Raw genomic sequence first — 24,959 nt, 5'->3', positions numbered from 1 at the left:
CGGTATGAAACGTGTAGCAGATATTGTGAAAATTGTGTCTCCTATAAAGGTAGAAGGTCCAGTAACAGCAGAAGTGAGTCATATTACAGCTGACTCTCGTACAGTACAAGAAGGCAGCTTATTCATATGTTTAGTGGGAGCTACAGTAGATGCACACACTTTTGTAGATAAAGCAGTAGAAGATGGTGCTGTAGCAATTATTGCATCTAAACCTGTGACCGTGCCTGCTCACGTAGCAGTATTGTATGTAGAAGATACGCGACAAGCCTTGCAAGATGCAGTGCCGTTCTTCTATGATTATCCAGCCTCTAAGATGCGTATGATTGGTGTGACAGGTACGAATGGTAAAACTACAACGACTCATATTATTGCGCATCTATTACGATCTCAAGGATATACAGTAGGCGTTATTGGAACGGTTCATATTTTAATCGATGACCAATCCTATCCGATTCATAATACCACGCCAGATGTGGCTGACTTGCAACAAATTTTGCAACAAATGGTGGATGCTGGTGTGACGCATTGTATTATGGAAGTATCTTCTCATGCATTGGCATTAGGCCGTACAGCAGGCGTGGAATATGATACAGCTGTATTTACAAACTTAACACAAGATCATTTAGATTTTCACAAAACATTTGATAACTACCTAGCGGCAAAAGCGACATTGTTCAAGCAAGTTAGTGCTTCTTACCAAGTGAAAGAAGGAAAAGGAGCTGTTATCAATGTAGATGATGCGTATGGTCAAGCGATTGTAAATGTGACAACAGCACCAATGATTACGTATAGCACAGAGGGTAAGGGCACTATGAATGCGTCTAATTTGAGTGTTACAGCCAAATCTTCTGAATTTACATTGACCTACGGGGAAGAAAGTTATACAATTCAGACAAAAATTGCAGGTCTATTCAACGTATATAATACATTAGCGGCCGTAGGTGCTGCTCTATATGAAGGCGTGACGATGGATGACATCGTGAAAGGATTGGCAACTTTCACAGCTGTGCCTGGTCGTTTTGAACTTATTGAAGAAGGTCAAGATTTTGCAGTAGTTGTGGATTATGCCCACACGCCAGATGGATTGGAAAATATTTTACAAACAGCAAAGAAAATTGTGGAAAACCGTATTATAGTTGTCTTTGGCTGCGGTGGTGATCGCGATGCTACCAAACGTCCTATTATGGGGCGTATTGCGGCTCAATATGGTGATCGAGTACTTGTTACTTCAGATAATCCTCGAACGGAAGATCCAGTGCAAATTGTGAAAGATGTAGAAGTAGGCGTCAAAGAAGGCTTGCGTGACGGAGTAGACTATGATGTTATTGTGGATCGTCGAGAAGCAATTTTTGCAGCCATTGCAGAAGCAAAAGCAGGAGATGTAGTGATCATTGCTGGTAAAGGCCATGAAGACTATCAAATATTAAAAGAAGAAACGATTCATTTTGATGATCGTGAAGTTGCTAGAGAAGCTCTAAAGGAGAGATAATATGGCACAATTTACAGTGCAAGAAGTGCTAGAAGCAACACATGGACAGTATACAGGAACGAGTTCGATTACCTTTGCAGATGTATCTACGGATACACGCACTATTGGTGAAAATGGACTTTTTGTAGCTTTAGAAGGTATGACATTTGATGGACATGACTTCTTGCAGACTGCCAAAGAGCGTGGTGCCACAGGTGCTATTGTTAAGATTGGTAAATCTATAGAAGGGCTCGTATGTATCGAAGTAGAGGATACATTATTGGCATATCAACAGTTAGCGACCTATCATCGTAGACGTTTTCCAATTCCTGTCATAGGTATTACAGGTTCATCTGGTAAGACAACAACGAAAGAAATGATTAGTGCTGTTCTGGAGAAAGCTTTTACAGTGCTAAAAACAGAAAAAAACTATAATAACGAAATTGGCGTTCCTCAAATGTTATTGCAATTGACGGAAGATCATGATGTATGTGTCCTTGAGATGGGGATGCGTGGACTTGGTCAAATTGCAGAACTAGCTGAGATTGCAGAGCCAACTATAGGTGTGATTACTAATGTGGGCACTAGCCATATTGAACTATTAGGGTCGCAAGAGAATATTGGGAAAGCGAAACAAGAATTGATTGAGGCCTTGCCAAGTACAGGGGTAGCCATTTTAAATCATGATGATCCATTTGTACTTCCTATGTCACAGGTGACAGGTGCAAAAGTACTTACCTATGGTATGGATGCTAAAGCTATGGTGCAAGGTGCTGCGCTGGAATATACATCTAAAGGTATTAACTTCACAGTTCATGATGAAAGTGGAGCCTGGAAGATTTTCTTGCCTATGATTGGGATTCATAATGTGTATGATGCATTGTCAGCAGTTGCAGTAGGAACTACTTTAGGTGTGCCACAAGAAGAAATTGTGGAAGCCTTTCATGAGTTTCCAGGGATTCCTATGCGTCAAGAAATTGTATCGTTTCCGACTTTCACAGTCCTCAATGACGCGTATAATGCAAACCCTAATAGTATGACGGAATCAATTCGAGCGCTTGGTCAGTTACAAGGCATACGTAAGATTGCCATGTTAGGCGATATGCTAGAATTAGGTGAGCATTCAGTATCTGCTCATAAAGAGATTGGAAAATTGCTAGGTGCTGAATCCTACGATATGGTGTTTACATTTGGGGAAATGATGAAATTAACGGCCGCTGCCGCTAAAGAGGTTGGTGTTCCTTTTGTGTATGTAGGGAATAGCCATCTTGATATAGCGAATGCGTATTATGACGTAAAACAAGCAGGTGATGTGATTCTAGTAAAAGGATCACGAGGCCTAAAAATGGAACGTATTATAGAAGATTTTAAAGAACGACATGGATAAGTAAGGAGATATGTAGCATGAATATGGACTATGCAATAGCCTTTGGCTTAGCCCTAGTGAGTACATTAGTATTAGGTAAAATTGGAATTCCTATGTTGCAGCGATTAAAAGCGCAACAATCGATTCGTGAAGACGGACCACAAGCTCATTTAGCGAAAGCTGGAACACCTACTATGGGTGGATTATTCATGTTACTAGCCTTGGTACTAACGATTTGTATTGTACCACCGTACTCCGTTACACTATGGATGTTATTATTCTTGACATTAGGTCATGGTGTATTAGGGTTTAGTGACGATTTCATCAAAGCTGTCAAGCACAGAAATCTAGGGCTTACTGCGAAACAAAAATTGTTGGGGCAAGCTATATTAGCAGTAGTATTTTGCTATATTGCTGTAGAGTATGCCGCACTGCCTACTACATTGTGGATTCCATTGGCAGATATAACAGTAGATTTAGGTATAGGTTATTATGTACTGGCCTTTATCATCATTTTAGGAACTACCAATGCGGTGAATTTAACTGATGGCTTAGATGGATTAGCAGCAGGTACATCGGCGATTGCCAGTGCTGCTTTTGCAGTTGTTGGTATATTAGCGGGTTCCCTAAGTGTTACTTTTTTTGGTATGATTGTAAGTGCAGTTTGTATTGGATTTTTATATTTTAATGCAAATCCAGCGAAAGTGTTTATGGGAGATACTGGTTCTCTAGCCTTAGGTGGGGCTTTTGCAGGTATGGCCATTGCCACTAAAACGGAATTATTACTGATAATTATTGGTTTTGTGTTTGTAGTGGAAGCATTATCTGTTATTTTACAAGTGGCTTCGTTTAAAACTCGTGGAGTTCGTATTTTCCGAATGAGTCCAATTCACCATCATTTTGAATTAGGTGGCTGGAGTGAACGAAAAGTAGTATATGTATTCTGGAGTGTAGCCTTAGTGGTGGCTATTCTTGGAATTGGAATTCTCAGCATGAAATAATATAGATTACGGCTCTACCAAGTAAGAGCCGTTATTCTTGCATATAGGGAAAGGTGATAAAATGGATTATACAGGTTCTCATATTTTGGTATTAGGTGCAGGACTGAGCGGTATTGGTGTAGCACATACATTAGCAAAATTAGGGGCTGCGGTAACACTAAATGACTATAAACTAATTGAATTTGATGCTGAAGAAAGCCAGCGATTTTTAGATGATAACATTACTGTGATTACGGGGCAGCAAGATTTTGTGCTTTTAGATCATACGGATCGCGTAGTAGTTTCACCTGGCATCTCTTTAGAGATTCCTATCATTTGTGAGGCTAAAAAACGCAATATTCCAGTAGTAGGAGAAGTAGAAATCGCTTATGAAGTATCGAAAGCCCCTATCCTTGGTGTGACAGGAACAAATGGAAAGACTACGACTACCTCTTTATTAGCAGCAGTACTAAAAGAAGCAGAGTGGGATGTGTATGTTGGTGGTAATATTGGGTATTCCTTAAGTGAGCAAGCGTTAGCTGTTCCAGAGACGGGAGTATTAGTAGCGGAGTTATCGTCCTATCAACTGGAAAGTATTGATAAATTTCGTACAAAGGGGGCTATTTTGTTGAATGTAACGCCGGACCATTTATTGCGTCATAAAACGATGGAACGATACCAAGCAGCGAAAGAAAATATCTTTGTTAATCAAGAGCTAGGCGACTGTACTGTATTAAATTTTGATACTCCTATTGTGGCAGACATGGCTGAGCGAGTAAAAGGCAGAGTGTTAGGTATCAGTCAAATTAGACCTGTTACAGATGGAGCGTACTTTGACAAAGATACTTGCTATGCGGTGTTACATGGTCAGGCCGTTCCAGTGATTACGACAAAAGATATACACATTCCGGGGTCTCATAATATTGAGAATATATTGAGTGTGATTGCTTTAACCTATGCATTGGGTGTGGCAGTTGAAGATATATATCGTGCTATTTCAAAATTTCATGGTGTAGAGCATCGACTTGAGCGAATTAGAACATTACAAGGTGTGACGTATTACAATGATTCTAAAGCGACGAACACAGACTCTACGATCAAAGCTTTGGAATCTTTTACGGAACCGCTTATACTGATTGCGGGTGGAAAAGATAAGATGACAGATTTAAAGGAATTGATGGATCTTGTAAAAACCAATGTGAAAGAGCTTATCTTAATTGGTGAAGCTGCTCAACGGTTTGCCGAAGCAGCAGTCAAAGCCGGTGTGGCGCATATTCATCGTTGTGAATCTATGGAAGAGGCTGTGCAGCTGAGCGCTCGTATTGCAGAAGAGGGAGATATTGTGTTATTATCTCCAGCATGTGCTAGTTTTGATTGGTATGCCAGATTTGAAGATCGCGGTGATCATTTCCGAAGACTTGTAGAACGATTGTAAGAGGTTATACATGAATATCATGATTTCAGGTGGTGGCACTGGTGGACATATCTATCCAGCCATAACCATATATAAAACGTTACAAACAATGGTAGATGCCAATTTTTTATATGTAGGAACAGATAAAGGATTAGAGTCTCGCATCGTTCCCAAAGAAGGAATTCCTTTTACTACATTACCTGTACAAGGGCTGCAACGTAGCTTTTCTTTAGATACATTTATTACCGCAGGAAAAACAATTAGTTCTTTGTGGAAAGCAAATGGTTTGATTTCAAAGTTTAAGCCTGATATTGTGATTGGTACAGGGGGCTATGTGTGTGGTCCATTGCTGATGGCGGCAGCTTTGCGTGGGATTCCTACGTTGATTCAAGAACAAAATGTTGTGCCAGGTATTACGAATAAAATATTGAGCCGTTTTGTGGATGTGGTAGCTGTTGGTTATGAAGAGGCAGTTAGGGCGTTTCCAAAAGCTAAACAAGTAGTGTATACTGGTAATCCTGTAAGACCAGCTGTAGTAGCAGCGGATCGAGACAAGGCACGTCAGTTTTTTGGTATTCAAGAGCATCAAACTGCGATCTTAGTAGCAGGTGGATCTCGAGGTGCTAGAAGTATTAATACGGCCATGGCAGCTGTTCATGAAGCATTCAAAGGTAGAACAGATGTAAAAATTATTCACGCCACAGGTACTGATGAATATGGACGTGTATGCGATAGTCTAGGCATGCAAGAAGGAGCAACATATAGTGAAGCTTCACATATAGTACCGTATTTAGACAATATGGATATGGCTATGGCAGCATCTGATGTGGCAATTTTCCGCTCCGGAGCCATTGGATTAGCAGAACTGGCAGTCCGTGGGATTCCATCTATTTTGATACCATATCCGTATGCCGCAGCAGATCATCAAACATATAATGCGAAAGCTTTTGTATCAGCTGGAGCGGCTGATATGATTCTTGATTCAGAACTCAATGGGGCTACATTATTAACAGCGCTAACATCGTTATTAGAAACAGCAGAACGACGTAAATTGATGGCAGAAGCTACTTTAGGGCTAGGAAAACCAAAAGCAGCTGAAGACATTGCAAAGTTGGCATTATCTATTACTAAATCATAGAGAGGAGTATCTTCATGTTAGATACCTATAAACGTATACATTTAATCGGCATCGCAGGCTCTGGTATGCGCGCCATTGCTCATGTGTTAATTGAAAAAGGATTTACTGTGTCAGGCTCAGATATTCAAGAATCTCCGACCACAGAAAAGTTTAGAAATGCGGGGGCAACTATATTTTTAGGTCATGATGCATCACATGTAGAAGGGGCGGATGTTGTTATTCGATCCACGGCGATTCATGAAGATAATCCTGAAATTATTGGAGCTCGTGAACGAAATATTCCGATTTTGCATCGTTCTGATATTGTAAAAGCTGTTTTGGATGAGACTTATGGTATTGCGGTCGCTGGTGCTCATGGAAAGACCACAACTACATCGATGCTAGGTCAAATTTTTATGGAAGCCAACCAAGATCCAACGATTATTATCGGCGGAGAGGTAGACTATTTACAAGGCAGTAGTCATGTAGGCAAAGGAAAATATAGTATTGCGGAAGCCGATGAAAGCGATGGCTCATTCTTACATTTAAATCCGAAACGCATTGTAATTACAAATATTGAAAATGACCATATGGACCACTATCGGACGGTGGAAAACTTACTGCGGGCTTTCACAGAGTTTTCTATGAAATTACCAGAAGATGGTGTAGCTGTTGTATGCGGTGACAATCCATCTATTCGTCGAATTATGCCAGATATCAAACGAACTTGTATTACCTATGGGTTAGGGGCTGGCAATGATTATCGCATAGATAACTTACGTATTGAACAAGGGATTACTACCTTTGAAGTTGTTCATAAGGATGAAGTGTTAGGTACTTTGCGATTAGCTGTACCAGGACAACATAATGCATTGAATGCGCTAGGTGCACTTGTGGTAGCCCTTGGAGAAGGTTTGTCCTTTGAAGTAGTGGCACAAGCATTGCGTAAATTTATCGGTGCAAAACGTAGATTTGAAACAAAAGGTCATGTGAAAGATGTATGGGTTGTAGATGATTACGCTCACCATCCAACTGAAATTGCAGCTACCATTAAGGCTGCAAAATCATTAGAAGACCATCGTGTAGTAATTTTATTCCAACCACATCGATTTAGCCGTACAAAATTGTTGCTTAGAGAATTTGGTACAGCTTTCACAGAAGCCGATGTAGTGTTTATTACTGATATTTATAGCGCAGGCGAAAAGCCAGAGCCAGGGATTGATGGTATGTCCATTCCACTGATGATCAAAGAGTTAACAGGAAAAGAAGTGCGCTATGTAGCTGATGTGAATACATTGCCAGAAGAAGCTCTTAAAGTGATTGAACCAAATGATTTAGTCATCACTATGGGCGCAGGTAATATCAATCAATATGGTCCAAAAATATTAGCTTTATTGGAGGAGAAATAAAGTGAAAGATAAACGCATTGTTGTCCTCATGGGAGGGCCATCAAAAGAAGCCGAAGTATCGAGAAGAACGGCTGGTGCCATTGCTGAGGCGTTACAAAGTAAAGGATACAAAGCCAATACATTAGAATGTAATCCAGCGACTGTGGTACAGGACTTGCAACAATTAGAATGTGATGTTGTATTTAATGCGATCCATGGTAAATATGGTGAAGATGGGGCACTGCAAGGGGCCTTGGAAATGGCTGGTATTCCTTATACAGGTTCTGGCATTATGGCCCATGCTGTAGGGATGAATAAAAAAATGAGTAAGCATGTCTTCTTAGGGGCTCAGATTCCTACTGCTCGATCAAAATCCTATGATCAACAACAACAATCAGTGGAAGAGATTCTAACCGACATTGCTAGCAATTTTACTGTGCCATTTGTAGTGAAAGCGGCTAGTCAAGGTTCCAGTATTGGTGTATCTATTATTAAAGAAGCATCTAAGGTAGAGCAAGAAGTTAAACAAATCTTAGAGATTGATCATGTCATCGTTGTAGAGGATTTTGTGGATGGTAGAGAGTTTACTGTATCCGTATTAGATGGAAAAGCGCTTCCAGTTATAGAGATTAGACCTCACTCTGGAGAATATGATTATGCTTCTAAATATACAACTGGTGCTACTGAGTATTTGGTGCCTGCCCCAATTACGAAGGAACAGTCCGCTAAGATGCAGCAGATAGGTGAGTCTGTGTATCGCCAAATGCAATGTGCTGGAGTGATTCGTGTAGACATCATGATGAATGATCGTGAAGACATGTTTGTACTAGAATATAATACAGTGCCAGGCATGACCGCGACTTCCTTAGTGCCAAAAGCAGCAAAAGCTGTTGGCATCGAATTTCCTGAGCTATGCGAACAAATTTTACATTCCGCTGGATTACATAAGTTTTAGGAGTGGATATGCGTTCGAATAGATCTGAGGAATTTAGATTTGAAAGACAGGAAGGCGATACAGTTGCTACTATTGATGAAAGAACTGTTTCTCCTACTGCGGAAGAGGACTCTACTTGGGAAATTGTTACCATTGATACACCAGATGGTCCACACCGAGTAAAAAGGCGGCGACGTATCAAAAAGAAACGGACTCCTTCTAAGTCTATCGTGTGGAAAACTGTCATTGGCGCCGCTCTTATTATTGGCCTATTTACATTGCCGTTGCCAATAGGACAAATTCAAGTGACAGGCACGAATCAGTTGTCATCAGAAGATGTGGTGGCCATTGGTGATTTAGGATATCCAGTGAATATATTACGTGTGAGAACGGGAGCGCTTGAAGAGCGATTGCAAAAAGATATGCGTGTTGACACAGCGCATGTATCGTATGCACTTCCTCTTACTTTGCAAGTAGATGTGAAAGAACGTACAGCTGTTGTGGTAGTACCCTCTCAATTTGGCTTTGTTGCTTTAGATAGACAAGGTATGGTTATCGCAAGTAGCCCAACCATTCCCGATACGACAGTGCCTATTATATCTGGCGTGCGCTTGGGAAACGCTTTATTGGGGGACACTATTGAATCAGAGGGAATTCGAGGGGCTATTACGTACATGATGGGATTTCCTGAAGATAAAAGAAAACAAATTGGAGAAATTAATGTAGGTGATGCTGAGCATATCATCGCTTATACAGTGGATGGCTTGCCGATTCACATTGGAGATAGAAGTGATTTGGAAGAAAAAGCTAAAATTACTACCGATATGATTCAGGATGTATCGCAGCGCCATGTTTCTGCAGAATTTATTGATGTAAATATTAAATCTCCTTACATTAAAACTCAATAAAATCTTGACTAATGTAAGCTAGGAATGATTTTGTTAATGGCTTTCATTGAAAAAAATTAAAATATATTGTAAAATAAAAGCAAATTATAAAAGATAAGATAGACTAGTAGTATAATGTCATAGGATCGTATATGAAATATATCTCTAGTGAAGAGGAGGATCATTCGATGTCAGAATTTGCAAAAATTAAAGTTATTGGTGTTGGTGGCGGCGGCGGAAATGCCGTTTCTCGTATGATTGGCAGCGACTTAGAAAATGTTGACTTCTTAGTAGCTAATACAGAGACACAAGCCTTAGATGGTACTAATGTACCAGTTCGTATTCAAATTGGTGAAAAAGCAACTAAAGGCTTGGGCGCTGGTGCTAATCCAGAAGTAGGTCGTGAAGCTGCAGAAGAAAGTCGCGAAGATATTTTGAAAGCCCTTCAAGGTGCTGATATGGTATTCGTTACTGCTGGTATGGGTGGTGGTACTGGTACAGGTGCTGCTCCTGTGGTAGCTGAATGTGCTCGTGAAGCTGGTGCATTAACAGTAGGTGTTGTAACAAAACCATTTGGCTTTGAAGGTAAAAAACGTAAAGAACAAGCAGAACGTGGTATTGAAGCATTAACTGGTAAAGTAGACACTATCATCACGATTCCAAATGATCGCTTATTGGGCATTATTGACCGCAAAACATCTTTGAAAGATGCGTTCTTAACTGCGGATGAAGTATTGCGTCAAGGTATCAAAGGTATTTCTGATTTGATTACAAAACCAGGTTTAATTAACCTTGACTTTGCTGATGTTAAAACTATCATGACTAACCAAGGTGAAGCATTGATGGGTATCGGTGTTGGTGAAGGCGAAAACCGTGCTGTGGATGCTGCAAAACAAGCTATCAACAGCCCATTGTTAGAAACTTCTATTGACGGTGCAAAAGGCATCTTGTTAAACATCACAGGTAGCGAAGAATTAAGCTTATTCGAAATCAATGAAGCAGCAGAAATTATTTCTGAAGCTGCAGATCCAGAAGCAAATATTATTTTTGGTTCTGTTATTGATGAGAATGCTGGAGACAAAGTATATATTACTGTAGTAGCAACTGGATTTGGTGATCAAGGTTCTAGCAATAGCTTTGCTCGTAAATCTCCATTTGGTGCAGGTAGTAACTCTCCAGAAGTGCCTGCATTTATGAAACGATAAGATTCTCTTATAGGAGGATGCTATGAAAAAAGTATTAGTAGCAACAGTTGTATTGGCAGCTTTTGGTGCCTCTGCGTTTGCGGCAGCCGTGCCAGTTACAAAAATTAATGCTGGTGAAACTAAGATCAGTGCTGAATATTCTGTTAGCAATAAATCAGCAAATGATTCTAAACGTAGAAATGGATTTGGCATATCTGCACAACAAGGATTATCCGATAAAGTAGGAGCTCAATATTCCTTTAATAAAGTGCATCGCACAGGAGCAGATATTAATGACCATCAATTAACAGGTGCTTATGCGGTACACCCAAATGTGAATGTATATGGTGCTGGTACTTATGTAGATATGGGGGACAAACACAGCGGCTTTGGATACCAAGCAGGTGTGATTGGGCATACTCAATTATCTGATAAGGTAGAAGGCTATGCAAAAGCAGGTTTTGGTAATGATATTAAGCATACGTTCCAAGTAGGTGCTTCCTATGGTTTGCGTCCTGATATTGATTTGAACGTGTATTACCAATACGATCAATATAAAATGAATGAAACTAAAAATGATGTGAAAGGTTTACATGCGGGTGTAGGTTACTCCTTCTAATACGGAATAGTAACTCATCGGCGTACATGTCACATTGTAATAAAAATAGGACCATCGTTACTTGTAGTTAATGCAAGTGATGATGGTCCTTTTTCAATGTAGATAGTTCGATTAAGAATCTAAGAAGATATTGCGTTAACGTTGAATATAAAATTTGTTAACAATGAATTTGAAAAATAAGTTGACTATATACGATTTGATTAATATAATAAAAGTGTAACAAAGTAAGATTTATGTAAGACTTGTAAGATCCAGTATACCCATTGAATGGGGGAGGAGGCACTTATGCATACACTATGTAAGGGCTTGACAAGTGTAAGGGACATACCTAATACCGCTATTGTACGAACTGTACAATACAAACGAACTACAAGATCACCGCAGTTACAAATTAACTATACTCCAAAGAAACGAGAGCACATAGTGAGTGCATCGAATCCTAAAGGCACCATAGTGTCTACCATGTTAGAACAATCGAATCCTGATTGGAAGGAGCACGGTGAAGTATCATTAGAGGAAATGCCGAAAACTTGGCCTTGTGATTTGAAGGATAGAACAAGAACTAAATTTATTTTTACCCAAGAATCAATTCTTGAGTTTGCAGATGCTGTACAAGACATGAATCCTATGTATCGTGATGATGTTCCGATTGTACCGGAGTTGATGGTCTTATCACATATGGCACATCATGTACTAGATGAAGAGATGCTAGTTCAGCTTGATATTACTTTTTCATCACCATTTTATGGTGGCGATGTCATTTCTGTGGAGAAAATGACTATTGATACAGATGGTAAGCTTCAAAAAGGTCATTGTCAATTAGTAGGAACTCATGGTGGCTTGGCAGACTGCAAATGGGTGTATACAGAGGAGTTAATGAATCATAATGAGTAATAGAAAAATGCATCCTTCTGGAGAGACAGAAATTACAAATGCTAATACTGTGAGACGCAGCTTTCAGACGACTGATTTAGTTAGAATGTCTTTATTAGTTGCATTAGTTTGTGTAATGGCCCAGTTATCTGTACCAAATCCAATGGGTGTAGGTATGATTTCTCTGATTACTATCGGCTTATGTTTAATAGGTTTATTATTAACTCCTAAACAAGCATTTATAACACTAGTGGTATATGCTCTGTTAGGGGCTGTTGGACTGCCTGTATTTACAGGATTTACTTTTGGAATAGACAAGTTTTTGGGACCTACAGGAGGATTCATTTTGATTTGGCCAGTTGCGTATGCAGCAGTTAGTTATTTAAAAGGTAGCACAAAAAGCTTTTTGCGCTATGCTGTTGTGACGACATTGGTAAGCATCATTATCACCTATTTAGCAGCTGTACCTTATTTTATGTGGGTTGCGAAAATCCCGTTTGATATGGGAGGATTACAAAAAGCTTTACCGATTATATTCTATCCATTTGTGATTGGTGATATTGTGAAAGCTATCCTATCAGCATGGATTGCTACAAAAATTAAATTATAATAGCTCATATATGTAACGACTATCTCTTATAGAGATAGTCGTTATTTTATTACAGACATATAGGTGAAGTTGTGGCATATATCAATTTGTAATGCTTGATAATATTGTGTACGAGATGAAATATAAGAAATCTCTTTGAATTACTAGGGGTTAAGGGGATATAGTATCCTTTATCTCTGTATATCGTATATCTAATTGTAATACATGATATTGTATTACAGATTGAAATTAACTACAATATATAGTACACTAAAGTCATAAAGATATAACATAGAGAACAAACTACATGTGTAGTAACAAAGAAAGAGCAAAGGTTGCTCTTTTTGTATGTCTGAATGTAAGTATCATTCCTCATTCACAGAGTAGGTGAATTTTATTTTGATATGACGATCTTTTTAAGACGTATAGATTATATTTTGTTACTACATAGAGAATAGGCCCTACAGATGATAGAGAGTGGATGGCATATGGTAGTGAGGAGGCAATTAGTATGACACAGGTTATAAAACGTGACGGTAGTTTAGCATCATTTGATAAAGAAAAAATTATCATTGCTATAGAAAAAGCGATGCATAGCAGTACAGGTGTCTATACAGCTGGTTTAGCCCTTCAAATTGCCAATGAAATCGAAGCCTATGCACAAAAAATAGATAGAAATATGACAATTTATGCCATAGAGGAGCAAGTCTATTATAAATTGTTAGAAAATAACAATCCAGCAACTGCTCGAGCTTATGAAAATTATAAGGCTGTACAAGCTTTCAAACGTGTAGAAAATACCACAGATAAAGACGTATTTGGCCTATTGAATAAATCGAATGTAGCTGTATTAGATGAGAACTCTAATAAAGATGCATCCATTGTGTCTACACAACGAGATCTAATTGCAGGGGAAGTGAGCAAGGATATTGCTCGTAGAAAGTTAATTCCTACGGACATAGTACAAGCTCATGATAGTGGGGCTATCCACTTCCATGATATGGATTATATCATTCAACCGATGTTTAATTGCTGTCTTGTGAACTTAGAAGATATGTTGACAAATGGTACTGTCATTAATGGAAAGCGCATTGATACACCTAAGTCTTTTCAAGTGGCATGTACGGTGACAACACAAATTATTGCTCAAGTGGCATCTGGTCAATATGGTGGACAAAGTATTAATGGTATAGATCGCATTTTGGCGCCTTATGTGAGAAAATCTTATGAAAAATACTTGGAGCTAACATTACAAGAACAAGTAGAAGTGTATGGAATGGAGCCAGATGTAACAAAGGCAGAAGAAATTGCTTGGAATCGAACAAAAAAAGAAGTGAAAGATGGTATCCAAACGATCCAATATCAAATTAATACTTTGATGACTACGAATGGACAAGCTCCTTTTGTCACACTGTTTATGCATTTTGATCCACGCAGTGAACTAGCGAAAGAAGCTGCTTTGATTGATGAAGAGATTTTAAAACAGCGGATTCAAGGCATTAAAAATGAATCGGATGTATATATTACACCAGCTTTTCCTAAATTGATTTATGTGTTGGATGAACATAATGTTCACCCTACTAGTGAATACTATTATTTAACAGAATTAGCTGCACAATGTACAGCGAAACGGATGTATCCTGATTATATTTCTGCAAAGAAAATGAAAGAAATTTATGAAGGTAATGTGTTTGCACCTATGGGATGTCGTTCATTCTTATCCCCTTGGAAAAATGACCAAGGTGACTATGTCTTTAATGGTCGTTTTAATATTGGAGTGGTGAGTCTTAACTTGCCACAAATTGGGATTTTAGCGCAAGGCAAAGAAGAGTCATTCTTTGAAATTTTAGAAAAACGGTTAGAGTTGGCAGAAAAAGCATTATTATTCCGTTATGAATTGTTAAAAGATGTTACTAGCGATGTATCACCAATTCACTGGCAATATGGTGCCATAGCTCGGTTGCCTAAGGGCGCTCCCATCCGTCCGTTATTAGAAGGTGGATATGCTACGATTTCTTTAGGTTATATTGGTTTATATGAAGCAACAAAGTTGATCGTAGGTCACTCTAATACATCTGAAGAAGGACATACATTTGCTAAAAAAGTAATGGAACGTTTGCAACAGGCTACAGAAACATGGCGTAGCAAACACAACATCGGCTTTGCCTTATATGGTACGCCAGCTGAAAGCTTAACTAACCGATTCTCCTCTATTGATCGTGCTCGATTTGGAGAAATTCCTGATATTACAGATAAAGGATATTATACAAATAGTTACCATGTGAATGTACGTGAAGAAATCAATGTATTTGATAAATTTGCCTTTGAATCTGAATTTCAAAAGTTATCTACAGGTGGATGTATTTCCTATGCTGAGATTCCTAATATGACTAACAATATTCCAGCCTTATTGACAATGATGCAGTATATTTATGATACAATTTCCTATGCGGAATTTAATACAAAATCTGATTACTGTCATGAATGTGGTTTTGATGGAGAAATTATAGTTAATGATCATGTGCAATGGGAATGTCCTCGTTGTCATAATACAAATCGTGATACATTGACTGTCATCCGTAGAACTTGTGGATATCTAGGAGAAAACTTCTGGAATGAAGGTCGGACAAAAGAGATTAAAGATAGGGTTATGCATATCTAACCTATTTTGAAAGAAGGTGTACTATGCGATACGGACAGTTAAGACAATATGACATTGCCAATGGTGAAGGTATTCGTACATCTTTATTTGTAACAGGCTGCACACATTGCTGCTACAATTGCTTTAATGAAGAGTACCAAGATTTTTCTGCAGGAAAAGAATGGACTGAAGAAGATACACAGCGATTGTTGTCCTATGTAGTAGACCCTAGTTGCAGTGGATTAACCTTACTAGGAGGAGAACCGTTTCAAAATGTGGATGGATTAGTTCCCCTCGTGGATAGAGTTTTAGAAGTGGCGCCGGACAAACCAATTTGGGTCTATTCGGGATATACCTATGAAGAAATTTTGGCTTGCCCTCATAAACGACAATTGTTAGAGCGGTGCCATATCTTAGTAGATGGGAAATTTGTTGATGAGTTACGAGATCCTGGATTAGCATTTAGAGGGAGTAGTAACCAACGTATTATTGATATACAAGCATCGTTAGTGAAAGGTAAGGTTGTGTTGTACTTAGAATAAATAGTATATAGTAGTATAGTAATAACGGCTATTTGATGGATACAGATCAAATAGCCGTATTTGTATAATAGCTTTGGGGAAATAAGAATATTGACGTTATATAGAAGAATTGATACTATTTAATAAGTAGCATGCACATTACATGTGGTAGGATGTAGTTAAAGTGAGTCATGATAAGATGAAGAACATTATATTGGCGATAGTATTCCTATTAGTTTCAAGTGTGTCTTATGCAAGTTGGGATTATTTGGGTACTGATGATAGTGGCATAAAATATTATATAAATTCAGAAACTATACAAGGGTATGGAACGCCTAGCTCTAAAGATGCATTGCCTCCTACGGTTCAAATTGAAGTAAAATTAGACGATCCTAACAATGATAAAGAGTATTCTGTAGTTGATCTATACATTTATGATGCAGTATGGGTGCAATCTAAACATGTTACGTTGTATGACAAAAAAACAGGCAAAGCAATAGTGGACCAAGACTTTCCTAACAACCCAAGAGAAAAAATCGAATCGGGATCCCAAAATGCTGGCATTGCTAATATCTTACTTGCAAAATATAAAGATAAAATTAAAGAAGGTGGTACTGTAAAAAAGGAACCTGTGGATACAGTTTCTGATGATACCGTAACAATACGAATAATTGTAGTGGTCATCATGCTGATAGTAGGAACAATTATCTATTTTGTTGAAAAAAAGAAAAAATGATATAAAAAACGATATGGCATAAGTCATATCGTTTTGTTTTTAATATATTTTTTATTAAACAATGGTTTGGCTAGGATCCCATACTTCGCCATCAGCATCAGGTAAAAATCCATATTCTTTTGTCCACAATGTTTTATATTTGATAGCTTGGTTGTGGATTTTTTCTATCATTTTCTCATCGGTACGAATGACTTTAGCAGGACTACCCACTACTAGAGAGTGTGGAGGGATTTCTGTACCTTCTAATACAAGGGCACCAGCACCTATGATAGAGCCACGGCCAATGTGACAACGGCTAAGAACAATAGCTCCCATGCCTACTAATACGTGGTCTTCTAATGTGGAAGCGTGGATGATGGCACTGTGGCCGATGGTAACAAAGTCGCCAAGGATACAAGCATGGTCATCATCTACATGGAGTACAGAGTTGTCTTGTACATTAGAGTAACGACCGACAACAATTTTATTGACATCTCCGCGAGCCGATACATTTTGCCATACAGAGGCATATTCTTTTAATTCAACATCGCCAGCTAGTTCAGCACCTGGCATAGCATGACTTTTTGGGTCTAATTTTGGATATTTTCCTTTAAATGGTAACATGTTATCCTCCTATATAATGCTGTGTGAAGTTAGTACTGTATGAGAATCCCCTTGGCTTTGATCATTCGCCAAGAGGATGTAGTGCATATATTAGACAGTATTGTACTAGTCATTAGTTGTAAAAGTTTAGATAAATTGTTGTGCTTTTTTAATCGCTTCTTTCGCTTCAGTAACAACGGATTCTACAATTGTTTTAGCAGGTTCAATGGCAGTTAATCGATTTAAGCCTTGGCCTACTTGCACAACACCGTCTACTATATCGCCATCCACGGCAGCTTTTTTGTTTGTACCAATGGCCATAGCCGTTAACTCACTTTTAGGAGCACAACTATATTCAGCTTCTAAATAACGAGCTGTAAATTCACTTTTTAATCCTCGCACACCATGATTGAAAGTCAATCCTGTTACTGTAGAATCAGTATCCGTCGCATTAATGATAGCATCTTTACAGTTTTGATGCATTTTACATTCTTTCGCTAAGATAAAGCGAGATCCCATTTGCACGCCAGCAGCTCCCATAGTAAGACCCGCAGCAAACCCACGACCATCAACAATACCACCTGCGATTATGACAGGGATATCTACTTCTGGGATTACATTTTCTAGTAGGGCCATTGTTGTTTGTGTGCCGATGTGACCACCAGCTTCTTGACCTTCGATGATAATTGCATCGGCTCCTGCAGCAGCAACCCGTTTTGCTAGTTTTACATTTGGAACAACAGGGATAACCTTAATGCCTGCTGCATGTAATGGTTCAATGAAAGGAACTGGATTGCCGGCCCCTAAGGTTACGAATGCAGGTTTTTCTTCTACTATGACAGCTAAGATATCATCTAAGTTTGGTGCCATCAACATTAGGTTTACACCAAATGGCTTATCCGTTAAGGCTTTGCATTGACGAATTTCTTGGCGAACCCATTCTGTGTCACGACCACCTGTAGCGATGACGCCAGTTGCGCCTGCATTGGCAACGGCAGCTGCTAATGTATGTTCTGAAGTCCAAGCCATAGCGCCTTGGATAATAGGGTATTGAATACCTAATAATTCTGTTAAGCTAGTTTTCATAGTACCTCCTATATAGAGTGGCTTCTGTAATAGAAATCACAGGGAATTTCAACATGCTTTCATTATATCTTAATAGAATGAAAAAATATAGTTACTATAAAAGATGTATAAAACGATGTATAATATAAGAGAATTCTATGTACTGCACTCCATACACATGGTGGTTTACTTTTCTATGGGGAGTGGTGCGTGAAGTGATTATAATATCGACTAGTTAATGATTAGGAAGTAGACGCGTATATGATACAATGTGCTAACAAGGAGTAGCAGCTTATTATATGCGTGGACATGAAAAGGAGGGCTTATGAAAAAGTCTTGGATAATTGGTTTAGGTATTTTAGGTGTTATCTTAATTTGGATTTTTAGTTCTTATAATGGATTGGTACAAACGGAAGAACAGGTGAATGGTCAGTGGGCACAGGTGCAAACACAATTGCAACGACGCTCTGATTTAATTCCGAATTTGGTAAACACTGTAAAAGGTTATGCATCGCATGAAAAGGATAGTATCCAAGCAGTAGCAGATGCACGAGCTAAACTAGGTGGTGCGAAGACGGTGGAAGAAACGGCAAAAGCAAATCAAGAGTTAAGTAGTGCTTTGAGTCGTTTACTAGTTGTAGTAGAAAACTATCCAAACTTAAAAGCAGATGCAAATTTTAGAGCATTACAAGATGAATTGGCGGGTACAGAAAATCGTATTGCCGTGGCTCGTAAAGATTATAATGGTAGTGTACAAGCTTATAATTTAAAGATTCGCACACTACCAGCATCATTAATTGCTGGCTCTATGGGATTTCAAGTAAAACCATACTTTGAAGCTGATCAAAATGCACAAAGTGCGCCTAAAGTACAGTTTTAATTCTGTATATAGATTGGCTATCTTATTAGGGAGGTAGAATGACAAAACGATGGACATGGGCTGTCAGTATTGGCCGTGTATTAATAACTATATGGATGCTTGTTGCTAGTGTCTCTGTCTTTGCCTTAGATGTGCCACATCCACCTAAAAATGGGTATGTATTAGATCAAACACAGAGTCTAAGCAAAGAAGAAATTCAGACTATGAATCAAATGGGCTTGGAACTAGAGAAAAAGACTAAAGCCCAAATAGCTGTGTTAGTTGTCCCTACACTGGATGGTGAAGATGTAACAGACTATGCGAATCGAGTATTCCGTTCCTGGGGGATAGGTCAAAAAGAAGCTAATAATGGTATTTTGTTCTTAGTAGCCTTGAAAGATAGACAAATGCGTATTGAAGTTGGCTATGGGCTAGAAGGCGCTATCAATGATGCTAAGGCAGGCCAAATATTAGACGAGTATGCGAGCCCAGCGTTTAAAAAGGGGCACATAGGTCAAGGTATAGTCGCTACTTATCGAGTACTGGTAGGTGAGGCTGCCAAGGAATATGGTGTATCCATTGATGGAAGTCAAACTGATACAGGTACAGAGAGTGCACCGTTGACAACTTTTGAGCTCCTATTGATAGGTGTGGGCATATTCTTATTGGTCATTGTTGATTTTGCATTCTTGGGAGGAACCTTGACACAATCTTTGCTGTGGATACTTGCTTCTGGACGAGGTAGAGGTAATTCAGGACGTTCAGGAGGCGGCGGGTTCGGAGGATTCGGCGGTGGCTCTTCAGGAGGCGGTGGAGCCAGTCGACGTTGGTGATATGTATGCATTCGTTGAGGGTATTCAATATGTTGTACTAAACAGTTGCTATGCGTAGTTTGCAAATAGGTATACAAAAATAACATAGAAAAAGATTGATGATATATTGAAAGTTTTCGATTGTGGTGGTATACTGTTTACAGATGAAGTATCTGAGATAACTAGTTAGTACGAAAGGTGGTGCACACGATGGATAAAAAATACGTTTGCGTAGTATGCGGTTGGATTTATGACGAAGCTGTTGAAGGCGTTAAATTCGAAGATCAACCAGCTGATTACCTTTGCCCAGTTTGTGGGGTTGGTAAAGACCAATTCGAAGAAATGTAATTAATTTATTTGGTAAATTAATCCACATACATAAGGGCTCTCCAGTAGGGGAGCTCTTTTTCACATGACAAGCCAGCGCTAAGTCTTGTATGAGTTTTTAGGAAAATCAACAACATATAGTGCTAGTATTTGACAAAGATAGTATAGGTAGCTATAATAGTATAGTCGAGGTAAAATTATGAAACTGCAAGTAGAGCAAGCAAAAGAACAGATTGGACGTATAGTCCCTTTTCTATGTACGACATCAGGGGATGATCTTGGTGACGTATCTGCTTTTCCTTGGAGCCGTCATGATATAACCATTAGTGGTGAGCTTCGTTACGATGGTCAACATTATGTGGTGAATGGCACGATTACGACAAATGGACATTATGAGTGCTCAAGATGCTTAACCGATACTAATTATACCCATACTGTTCCATTTGAAGAGACTTTTGGTGTTTCACATTCCACCTATGGAGACGATGATGTGATTTCTTTCGATGGGGAAGAAATTGATCTAACGGAGACCATTCGGGAAACATTAATCATCAATGAGCCCTCTCAAGTGTTATGTCAGGATGATTGCAAAGGATTGTGTGTTCATTGCGGAGCAAATCAAAATGTTTCACCATGCTCTTGTGAATCCTTTGTGGTAGATCCTCGATTAGCAGTGCTAAGAACATTGCTGAAGGAAGAAAATGATGATTAATACCTAGTGATTATGTTAAGGAGGTGCAGATAATGGCAGTACCAAAGCGTAGACTTTCCAAATGCCGTCGCGATCGTCGTCGTGCTAACTGGAAATTAGAAGTACCTGGTTATGTAGCTTGTCCACAATGTCACGAACCAATGATGCCGCATCGCGTTTGCCCAACATGTGGTTCTTACAAAGGAGAACAAGTAGTTTCTAAAAATGCATAATAGAAACGAATGAAGAGGTCTTGTAAACAGAAGTTTGCAAGGCCTTTTTTGTATGCATTTTCTAAGCGTTTATGGTATAATGTAAGAACATAATAAATAACTCAAGTGAAGATTATATGAGGTGACACTATGTTAAGAGATACAATTTTAGTGACAGGACATAAGAGCCCTGATACAGACTCTATTTGTTCTGCTATTTCTTATGCAAACTTAAAAAATCAAATGGGTATTCCAGCACAACCAATTTGTGCAGGCCAAGCTAATAAAGAAACATCCTTTGCATTACAATACTTTGGATTTGAACATCCTGAGATTGTTACATCTTTTGCAGTTACAGTAGAAGATGTAGTAGAAACTATTCCAGCGGTAGATGCAAAAGCGTCTTTACAAGATGTATTAGCATGGCGTAAACAATATGAAATGAATCGTATTCCAGTGGTGGAGAATGGTAATTCCTACGTAGGTACGATTACAGCACAACGTTTGATTGATGCTTTAGAAGCAGCTATGGGTGGTAATTCTGGTGTAACAGCTAGTGAAATTTGCACAAAAACTTCTTGCCAAGTAATTAGTAAAGAAATTAAATTGCGTGACTTCAAAGCTAACTCCCATATCGGTGGCTATCCAGTAGTAGACAATGGTACATACTTAGGTATCATTCGCTCTAATGTGGAAGCGCCAAAACAAAAAACTAAAGTAGTGTTGGTAGACCACAATGAAAAAGTACAAATTATCGATGATATTGAAGAAGCAGAATTAATCGAAAATATCGATCATCATCGTATCGGTGGTTTAGTGACAGACAATCCTATTTTCATTCATTATGAAACTGTAGGATGTACTTGCACGATTCTTGCTAATTTATACTGGCAATATGGTCAAGAGATTCCTAAAAATATTGCAGGGTTGATGTTATCTGCTATCATTTCTGATACAGTATTGTTCCGTTCTCCTACTTGTACCGAAAAAGATAAAGAAACTGCAAGAAAATTAGCAGACATTGCTGGTGTTAACTTAGAAGAGTATGGCATGGAATTATTAAAAGCTGGATCTGATGTGTCCGACTATTCTGATGAAAAAATTGTTCGTACAGATTTAAAAGAGTTTGAAGCAAATGGTAAAATCATCAGTATTGGACAAATCCAAGTGATGGATACGACAGATATTTTAGGTCGCAAAGGCTGCTTGTTAAAAGCGATGGAAGAATTGCGCAGTGCTAATAATTATAGTGCTTCTTACTTAATGATTACAAACATTTTAACAGAAGCTACTAATTTAATATTTGTTGGTGATGCGAATGATGTGGTAGCAGCTGCATTTAATGCACAACCTGTGGACAATGAAGTATATTTAGAACATACATTATCCCGTAAAAAACAAGTAGTACCACCTATCGTAGGTGCTATGAAAGGCTAATTGATACTAGGGGGTGCGTTGGAGTATAAACTCAGCGCACCCTTGTTCTATGCAAGAGAGGTATTATGATATTTGACGGTTTAAATAAAGAGCAACAAGAGGCTGTATATGCTACAGAAGGGCCTCTACTTATATTGGCTGGTGCTGGGTCAGGAAAAACACGAGTGTTAACATATCGTATCGCCTATTTGTTGACACAAGGGGTAAGCCCCTATGAAATTTTAGCCATCACCTTTACCAATAAAGCAGCAAAAGAAATGAAGGAACGTGTAGAAGGTTTGGTTGGTGATACGGCACATCGTATTTGGCTCAGCACATTCCATTCTTTCTGCGCTAAATTCTTACGTTTTGAATTAGATTCCTTTATGGGATATAGTAAAAATTTTTCTATTTATGATTCTGGTGATTCACAGACTGTTATCAAACAAGCTATAAAGGCATTAAATTTAGATGATAAATATTATCCTGTAGGAGCGATGCAGGCGCAGATTAGTGATGCAAAAAACAGATTGCAGTTAGCTAAGGATTTCAGACGTAATGCTCGTGACTTTTATACGCAACAAGTGTCTAAAGTGTACGATTATTATGAAGCAGAATTGCGTAAAAACAATGCCTTAGATTTTGATGACTTATTATTAGTGGCCGTTAAATTATTGCAAGAAAATCCTACTGTATTAGAAAAGTATAGTCATCGATTCCGATACATAATGATTGATGAATATCAAGATACAAACCATGCTCAATACACATTGGCATCTTTACTAGCCTCTAAATGGCATAATCTATGTGTCGTAGGGGATGTGGATCAAAGTATTTATGCGTGGCGTGGGGCGGATATTCAAAATATCTTAGATTTTGAAAAAGATTATCCTAAAGCAAAACTTATTAAATTAGAGCAAAACTATCGGTCTACAAAAACAATTTTAGAGGCTGCTAATGCTGTCATTGATTACAACGAGGGGCGTCCTGAAAAAGTATTGTGGACAGATAAAGCAGAAGGTGCCAAAATCCGTCATTTTGAAGCACAGTCGGAACAAGAAGAAGGGGCTTTCATAGGGGATACTATTAAAAAGAAAAAAGAGATTCATAATCGAAGCTATGGAGATATGGCGATTCTGTACCGTACAAATGCGCAATCTCGTGTACTAGAGGAATCTATGATTAAACGGGGAATTCCTTATACTATGGTGGGAGGGACAAAGTTCTATGATCGTAAAGAAATCAAAGATATCTTAGCCTATCTACGAATTTTGATGAACCCTTTTGATGATATTTGTTTACAACGTATTATTAATGTGCCAAAACGCAGTATTGGATTAACTACTGTTGGTAAATTACAAGATTTTGCACGTTCTACCAATAGTTCTATGTTTCTAGCCTTAAGCCAATTGGATCAAATATCTACTATTAAAGGGAAAACAAAAGAAAAGTTAGAAGATTTTATGGGCCTAATTTTTACCCTTGTGAATGAAGCTACAGAGCTTTCTGTACAAGGTATTATTGAAGCTATTTTAGATAGAACTGGTTATGTAGTGGAGCTAGAAAATAGTACGGATCCACAGGATCAAGCTCGGTTAGAAAATATCGGTGAGTTAGTGTCTGTGGCAAAGGAATTTATGGATACCAATCCTGAAGGCACATTGCAAGATTTCTTAGAGCAAGTAGCATTGGTGAATGACGTAGATTCCTTTGAACAAGAAGAATCTAAAGTGACCTTGATGACATTACATGCCGCAAAAGGTCTTGAATTTCCAGTGGTATTTCTAGCTGGCTTAGAAGAAGGGTTATTCCCTCATAGCAGGACCTTAATGAACCCTGAGGAAGTGGAAGAAGAGCGTCGTATTGCCTATGTAGGGATTACAAGGGCAGAAGAAGAACTATATGTATCGAATGCTGCTTCTCGTACGGTATTTGGTAAAACGATGAGTTATTTACCATCTCGATTTTTGAAAGAGATTCCTCAGGAATTGGTAGAAGAACTACGTCCTAAACGTACGGTAAAAGAAGAATTGCAACGCAATGTGCCATTTCATCAGTCGGTGGCGAACCGTCCTGTCACAAAACCGATCATTCGGAATCCACAAGTTGTTGACTGGGCTGTAGGTGATACAGCTCTGCATACGAAATGGGGCGAAGGTACAGTGGTTGATGTAGTTGGTGAAGGTGCTAATGTAAAATTAAAAATTGAGTTCCCTACACAAGGGTTGCGTCAAATTATGGCTAAATTTGCACCGATACAAAAAGTAAGGAAATAAAT

The 24,959-nt window shown here is 38.6% G+C and carries 24 protein-coding genes; 22 read left to right on the top strand and 2 right to left on the bottom strand.

Annotated features, from left to right (window positions below; all coding sequences use genetic code 11):
- The first annotated feature begins 4 nt into the window (after positions 1 to 4).
- From EO115_RS02160 to EO115_RS02090, 15 genes are all read left to right on the top strand, one after another.
- Positions 5 to 1,489, top strand: a complete 1,485-nt coding sequence (locus EO115_RS02160; protein ID WP_126937344.1) for a UDP-N-acetylmuramoyl-L-alanyl-D-glutamate--2,6-diaminopimelate ligase — start codon at positions 5 to 7, stop codon at positions 1,487 to 1,489.
- A 1-nt stretch (position 1,490) separates the two neighbouring features.
- Complete coding sequence (gene murF, locus EO115_RS02155) at positions 1,491 to 2,855, top strand: UDP-N-acetylmuramoyl-tripeptide--D-alanyl-D-alanine ligase (RefSeq protein ID WP_126937343.1); 1,365 nt, start codon at positions 1,491 to 1,493, stop codon at positions 2,853 to 2,855.
- A gap of 17 nt (positions 2,856 to 2,872) precedes the next feature.
- Positions 2,873 to 3,835, top strand: coding sequence for a phospho-N-acetylmuramoyl-pentapeptide-transferase (gene mraY, locus EO115_RS02150; protein WP_126937342.1), 963 nt, complete (start codon positions 2,873 to 2,875; stop codon positions 3,833 to 3,835).
- Positions 3,836 to 3,896: 61 nt separating this feature from the next.
- The gene (gene murD / locus EO115_RS02145; RefSeq protein WP_126937341.1) at positions 3,897 to 5,249 is read left to right on the top strand and encodes a UDP-N-acetylmuramoyl-L-alanine--D-glutamate ligase; all 1,353 of its coding nucleotides are present in this window, start codon (positions 3,897 to 3,899) and stop codon (positions 5,247 to 5,249) included.
- Positions 5,250 to 5,259: 10 nt separating this feature from the next.
- A complete protein-coding gene (gene murG, locus EO115_RS02140; protein ID WP_126937340.1) occupies positions 5,260 to 6,366 on the top strand; it encodes an undecaprenyldiphospho-muramoylpentapeptide beta-N-acetylglucosaminyltransferase in 1,107 nt (368 codons plus the stop codon).
- Positions 6,367 to 6,380: 14 nt separating this feature from the next.
- On the top strand, positions 6,381 to 7,754 hold the full coding sequence (gene murC / locus EO115_RS02135) for a UDP-N-acetylmuramate--L-alanine ligase (RefSeq protein WP_126937339.1): 1,374 nt from the start codon (positions 6,381 to 6,383) through the stop codon (positions 7,752 to 7,754).
- A gap of 1 nt (position 7,755) precedes the next feature.
- A complete protein-coding gene (locus EO115_RS02130; RefSeq protein ID WP_126937338.1) occupies positions 7,756 to 8,688 on the top strand; it encodes a D-alanine--D-alanine ligase in 933 nt (310 codons plus the stop codon).
- A gap of 8 nt (positions 8,689 to 8,696) precedes the next feature.
- On the top strand, positions 8,697 to 9,575 hold the full coding sequence (locus tag EO115_RS02125; RefSeq protein ID WP_126937337.1) for a cell division protein FtsQ/DivIB: 879 nt from the start codon (positions 8,697 to 8,699) through the stop codon (positions 9,573 to 9,575).
- Positions 9,576 to 9,742: 167 nt separating this feature from the next.
- Complete coding sequence (gene ftsZ / locus EO115_RS02120; protein WP_240628907.1) at positions 9,743 to 10,759, top strand: cell division protein FtsZ; 1,017 nt, start codon at positions 9,743 to 9,745, stop codon at positions 10,757 to 10,759.
- Between the two features lie 22 nt (positions 10,760 to 10,781).
- On the top strand, positions 10,782 to 11,357 hold the full coding sequence (locus EO115_RS02115) for an outer membrane beta-barrel protein (protein WP_126937335.1): 576 nt from the start codon (positions 10,782 to 10,784) through the stop codon (positions 11,355 to 11,357).
- 285 nt (positions 11,358 to 11,642) lie between these two features.
- A complete protein-coding gene (locus EO115_RS02110) occupies positions 11,643 to 12,251 on the top strand; it encodes a hypothetical protein (protein WP_126937334.1) in 609 nt (202 codons plus the stop codon).
- Positions 12,244 to 12,840, top strand: coding sequence for a biotin transporter BioY (locus EO115_RS02105; protein ID WP_240628905.1), 597 nt, complete (start codon positions 12,244 to 12,246; stop codon positions 12,838 to 12,840). The genes EO115_RS02110 and EO115_RS02105 overlap by 8 nt, the downstream gene beginning before the upstream one ends.
- 490 nt (positions 12,841 to 13,330) lie before the next feature.
- Positions 13,331 to 15,481 carry an anaerobic ribonucleoside-triphosphate reductase gene (nrdD, locus tag EO115_RS02100; protein ID WP_126937333.1) on the top strand — a complete coding sequence of 717 codons (2,151 nt, stop codon included), beginning with the start codon at positions 13,331 to 13,333 and terminating at the stop codon, positions 15,479 to 15,481.
- 23 nt (positions 15,482 to 15,504) lie between these two features.
- The gene (nrdG, locus tag EO115_RS02095; protein WP_126937332.1) at positions 15,505 to 16,002 is read left to right on the top strand and encodes an anaerobic ribonucleoside-triphosphate reductase activating protein; all 498 of its coding nucleotides are present in this window, start codon (positions 15,505 to 15,507) and stop codon (positions 16,000 to 16,002) included.
- A gap of 223 nt (positions 16,003 to 16,225) precedes the next feature.
- Positions 16,226 to 16,717: a hypothetical protein gene (locus tag EO115_RS02090; RefSeq protein WP_164724030.1), complete on the top strand. Its 492-nt coding sequence runs from the start codon at positions 16,226 to 16,228 to the stop codon at positions 16,715 to 16,717.
- Positions 16,718 to 16,771: 54 nt separating this feature from the next.
- On the opposite strand, the gene EO115_RS02085 is transcribed toward EO115_RS02090, so the two are convergent.
- Together EO115_RS02085 and EO115_RS02080 are read right to left on the bottom strand one after the other, a co-directional pair.
- The gene (locus EO115_RS02085; RefSeq protein ID WP_126937330.1) at positions 16,772 to 17,320 is read right to left on the bottom strand and encodes a gamma carbonic anhydrase family protein; all 549 of its coding nucleotides are present in this window, start codon (positions 17,318 to 17,320) and stop codon (positions 16,772 to 16,774) included.
- 126 nt (positions 17,321 to 17,446) lie between these two features.
- Complete coding sequence (locus tag EO115_RS02080; RefSeq protein WP_126937329.1) at positions 17,447 to 18,385, bottom strand: nitronate monooxygenase; 939 nt, start codon at positions 18,383 to 18,385, stop codon at positions 17,447 to 17,449.
- Positions 18,386 to 18,689: 304 nt separating this feature from the next.
- Between EO115_RS02080 and EO115_RS02075 the strand changes: the two genes are divergently transcribed.
- The 7 genes from EO115_RS02075 to pcrA all read left to right on the top strand — a co-directional run bounded on the left by EO115_RS02075 (position 18,690) and on the right by pcrA (position 24,957).
- Positions 18,690 to 19,244: a LemA family protein gene (locus EO115_RS02075; protein ID WP_126937328.1), complete on the top strand. Its 555-nt coding sequence runs from the start codon at positions 18,690 to 18,692 to the stop codon at positions 19,242 to 19,244.
- Positions 19,245 to 19,282: 38 nt separating this feature from the next.
- Positions 19,283 to 20,056 (top strand): YgcG family protein, encoded by a 774-nt coding sequence (locus EO115_RS02070; protein ID WP_126937327.1) that lies wholly within the window; start codon positions 19,283 to 19,285, stop codon positions 20,054 to 20,056.
- 189 nt (positions 20,057 to 20,245) lie between these two features.
- Positions 20,246 to 20,383 (top strand): rubredoxin, encoded by a 138-nt coding sequence (locus tag EO115_RS02065; RefSeq protein ID WP_126937326.1) that lies wholly within the window; start codon positions 20,246 to 20,248, stop codon positions 20,381 to 20,383.
- Positions 20,384 to 20,561: 178 nt separating this feature from the next.
- On the top strand, positions 20,562 to 21,074 hold the full coding sequence (locus EO115_RS02060) for a DUF177 domain-containing protein (RefSeq protein WP_126937325.1): 513 nt from the start codon (positions 20,562 to 20,564) through the stop codon (positions 21,072 to 21,074).
- Between the two features lie 32 nt (positions 21,075 to 21,106).
- Positions 21,107 to 21,286, top strand: coding sequence for a 50S ribosomal protein L32 (rpmF, locus tag EO115_RS02055; RefSeq protein WP_009354192.1), 180 nt, complete (start codon positions 21,107 to 21,109; stop codon positions 21,284 to 21,286).
- A 129-nt stretch (positions 21,287 to 21,415) separates the two neighbouring features.
- Complete coding sequence (locus tag EO115_RS02050) at positions 21,416 to 22,702, top strand: manganese-dependent inorganic pyrophosphatase (RefSeq protein ID WP_126937324.1); 1,287 nt, start codon at positions 21,416 to 21,418, stop codon at positions 22,700 to 22,702.
- A 65-nt stretch (positions 22,703 to 22,767) separates the two neighbouring features.
- The gene (gene pcrA / locus EO115_RS02045; protein ID WP_126937323.1) at positions 22,768 to 24,957 is read left to right on the top strand and encodes a DNA helicase PcrA; all 2,190 of its coding nucleotides are present in this window, start codon (positions 22,768 to 22,770) and stop codon (positions 24,955 to 24,957) included.
- The last annotated feature ends 2 nt before the right edge of the window (positions 24,958 to 24,959 follow it).

Origin of the sequence: Veillonella sp. CHU740 (genome assembly GCF_003992055.1) — a bacterium.
Lineage (GTDB): Bacteria > Bacillota > Negativicutes > Veillonellales > Veillonellaceae > F0422.
Note: the sequence above shows the minus strand (reverse complement) of the source record. Positions and strands in the feature narration are given on the sequence as shown.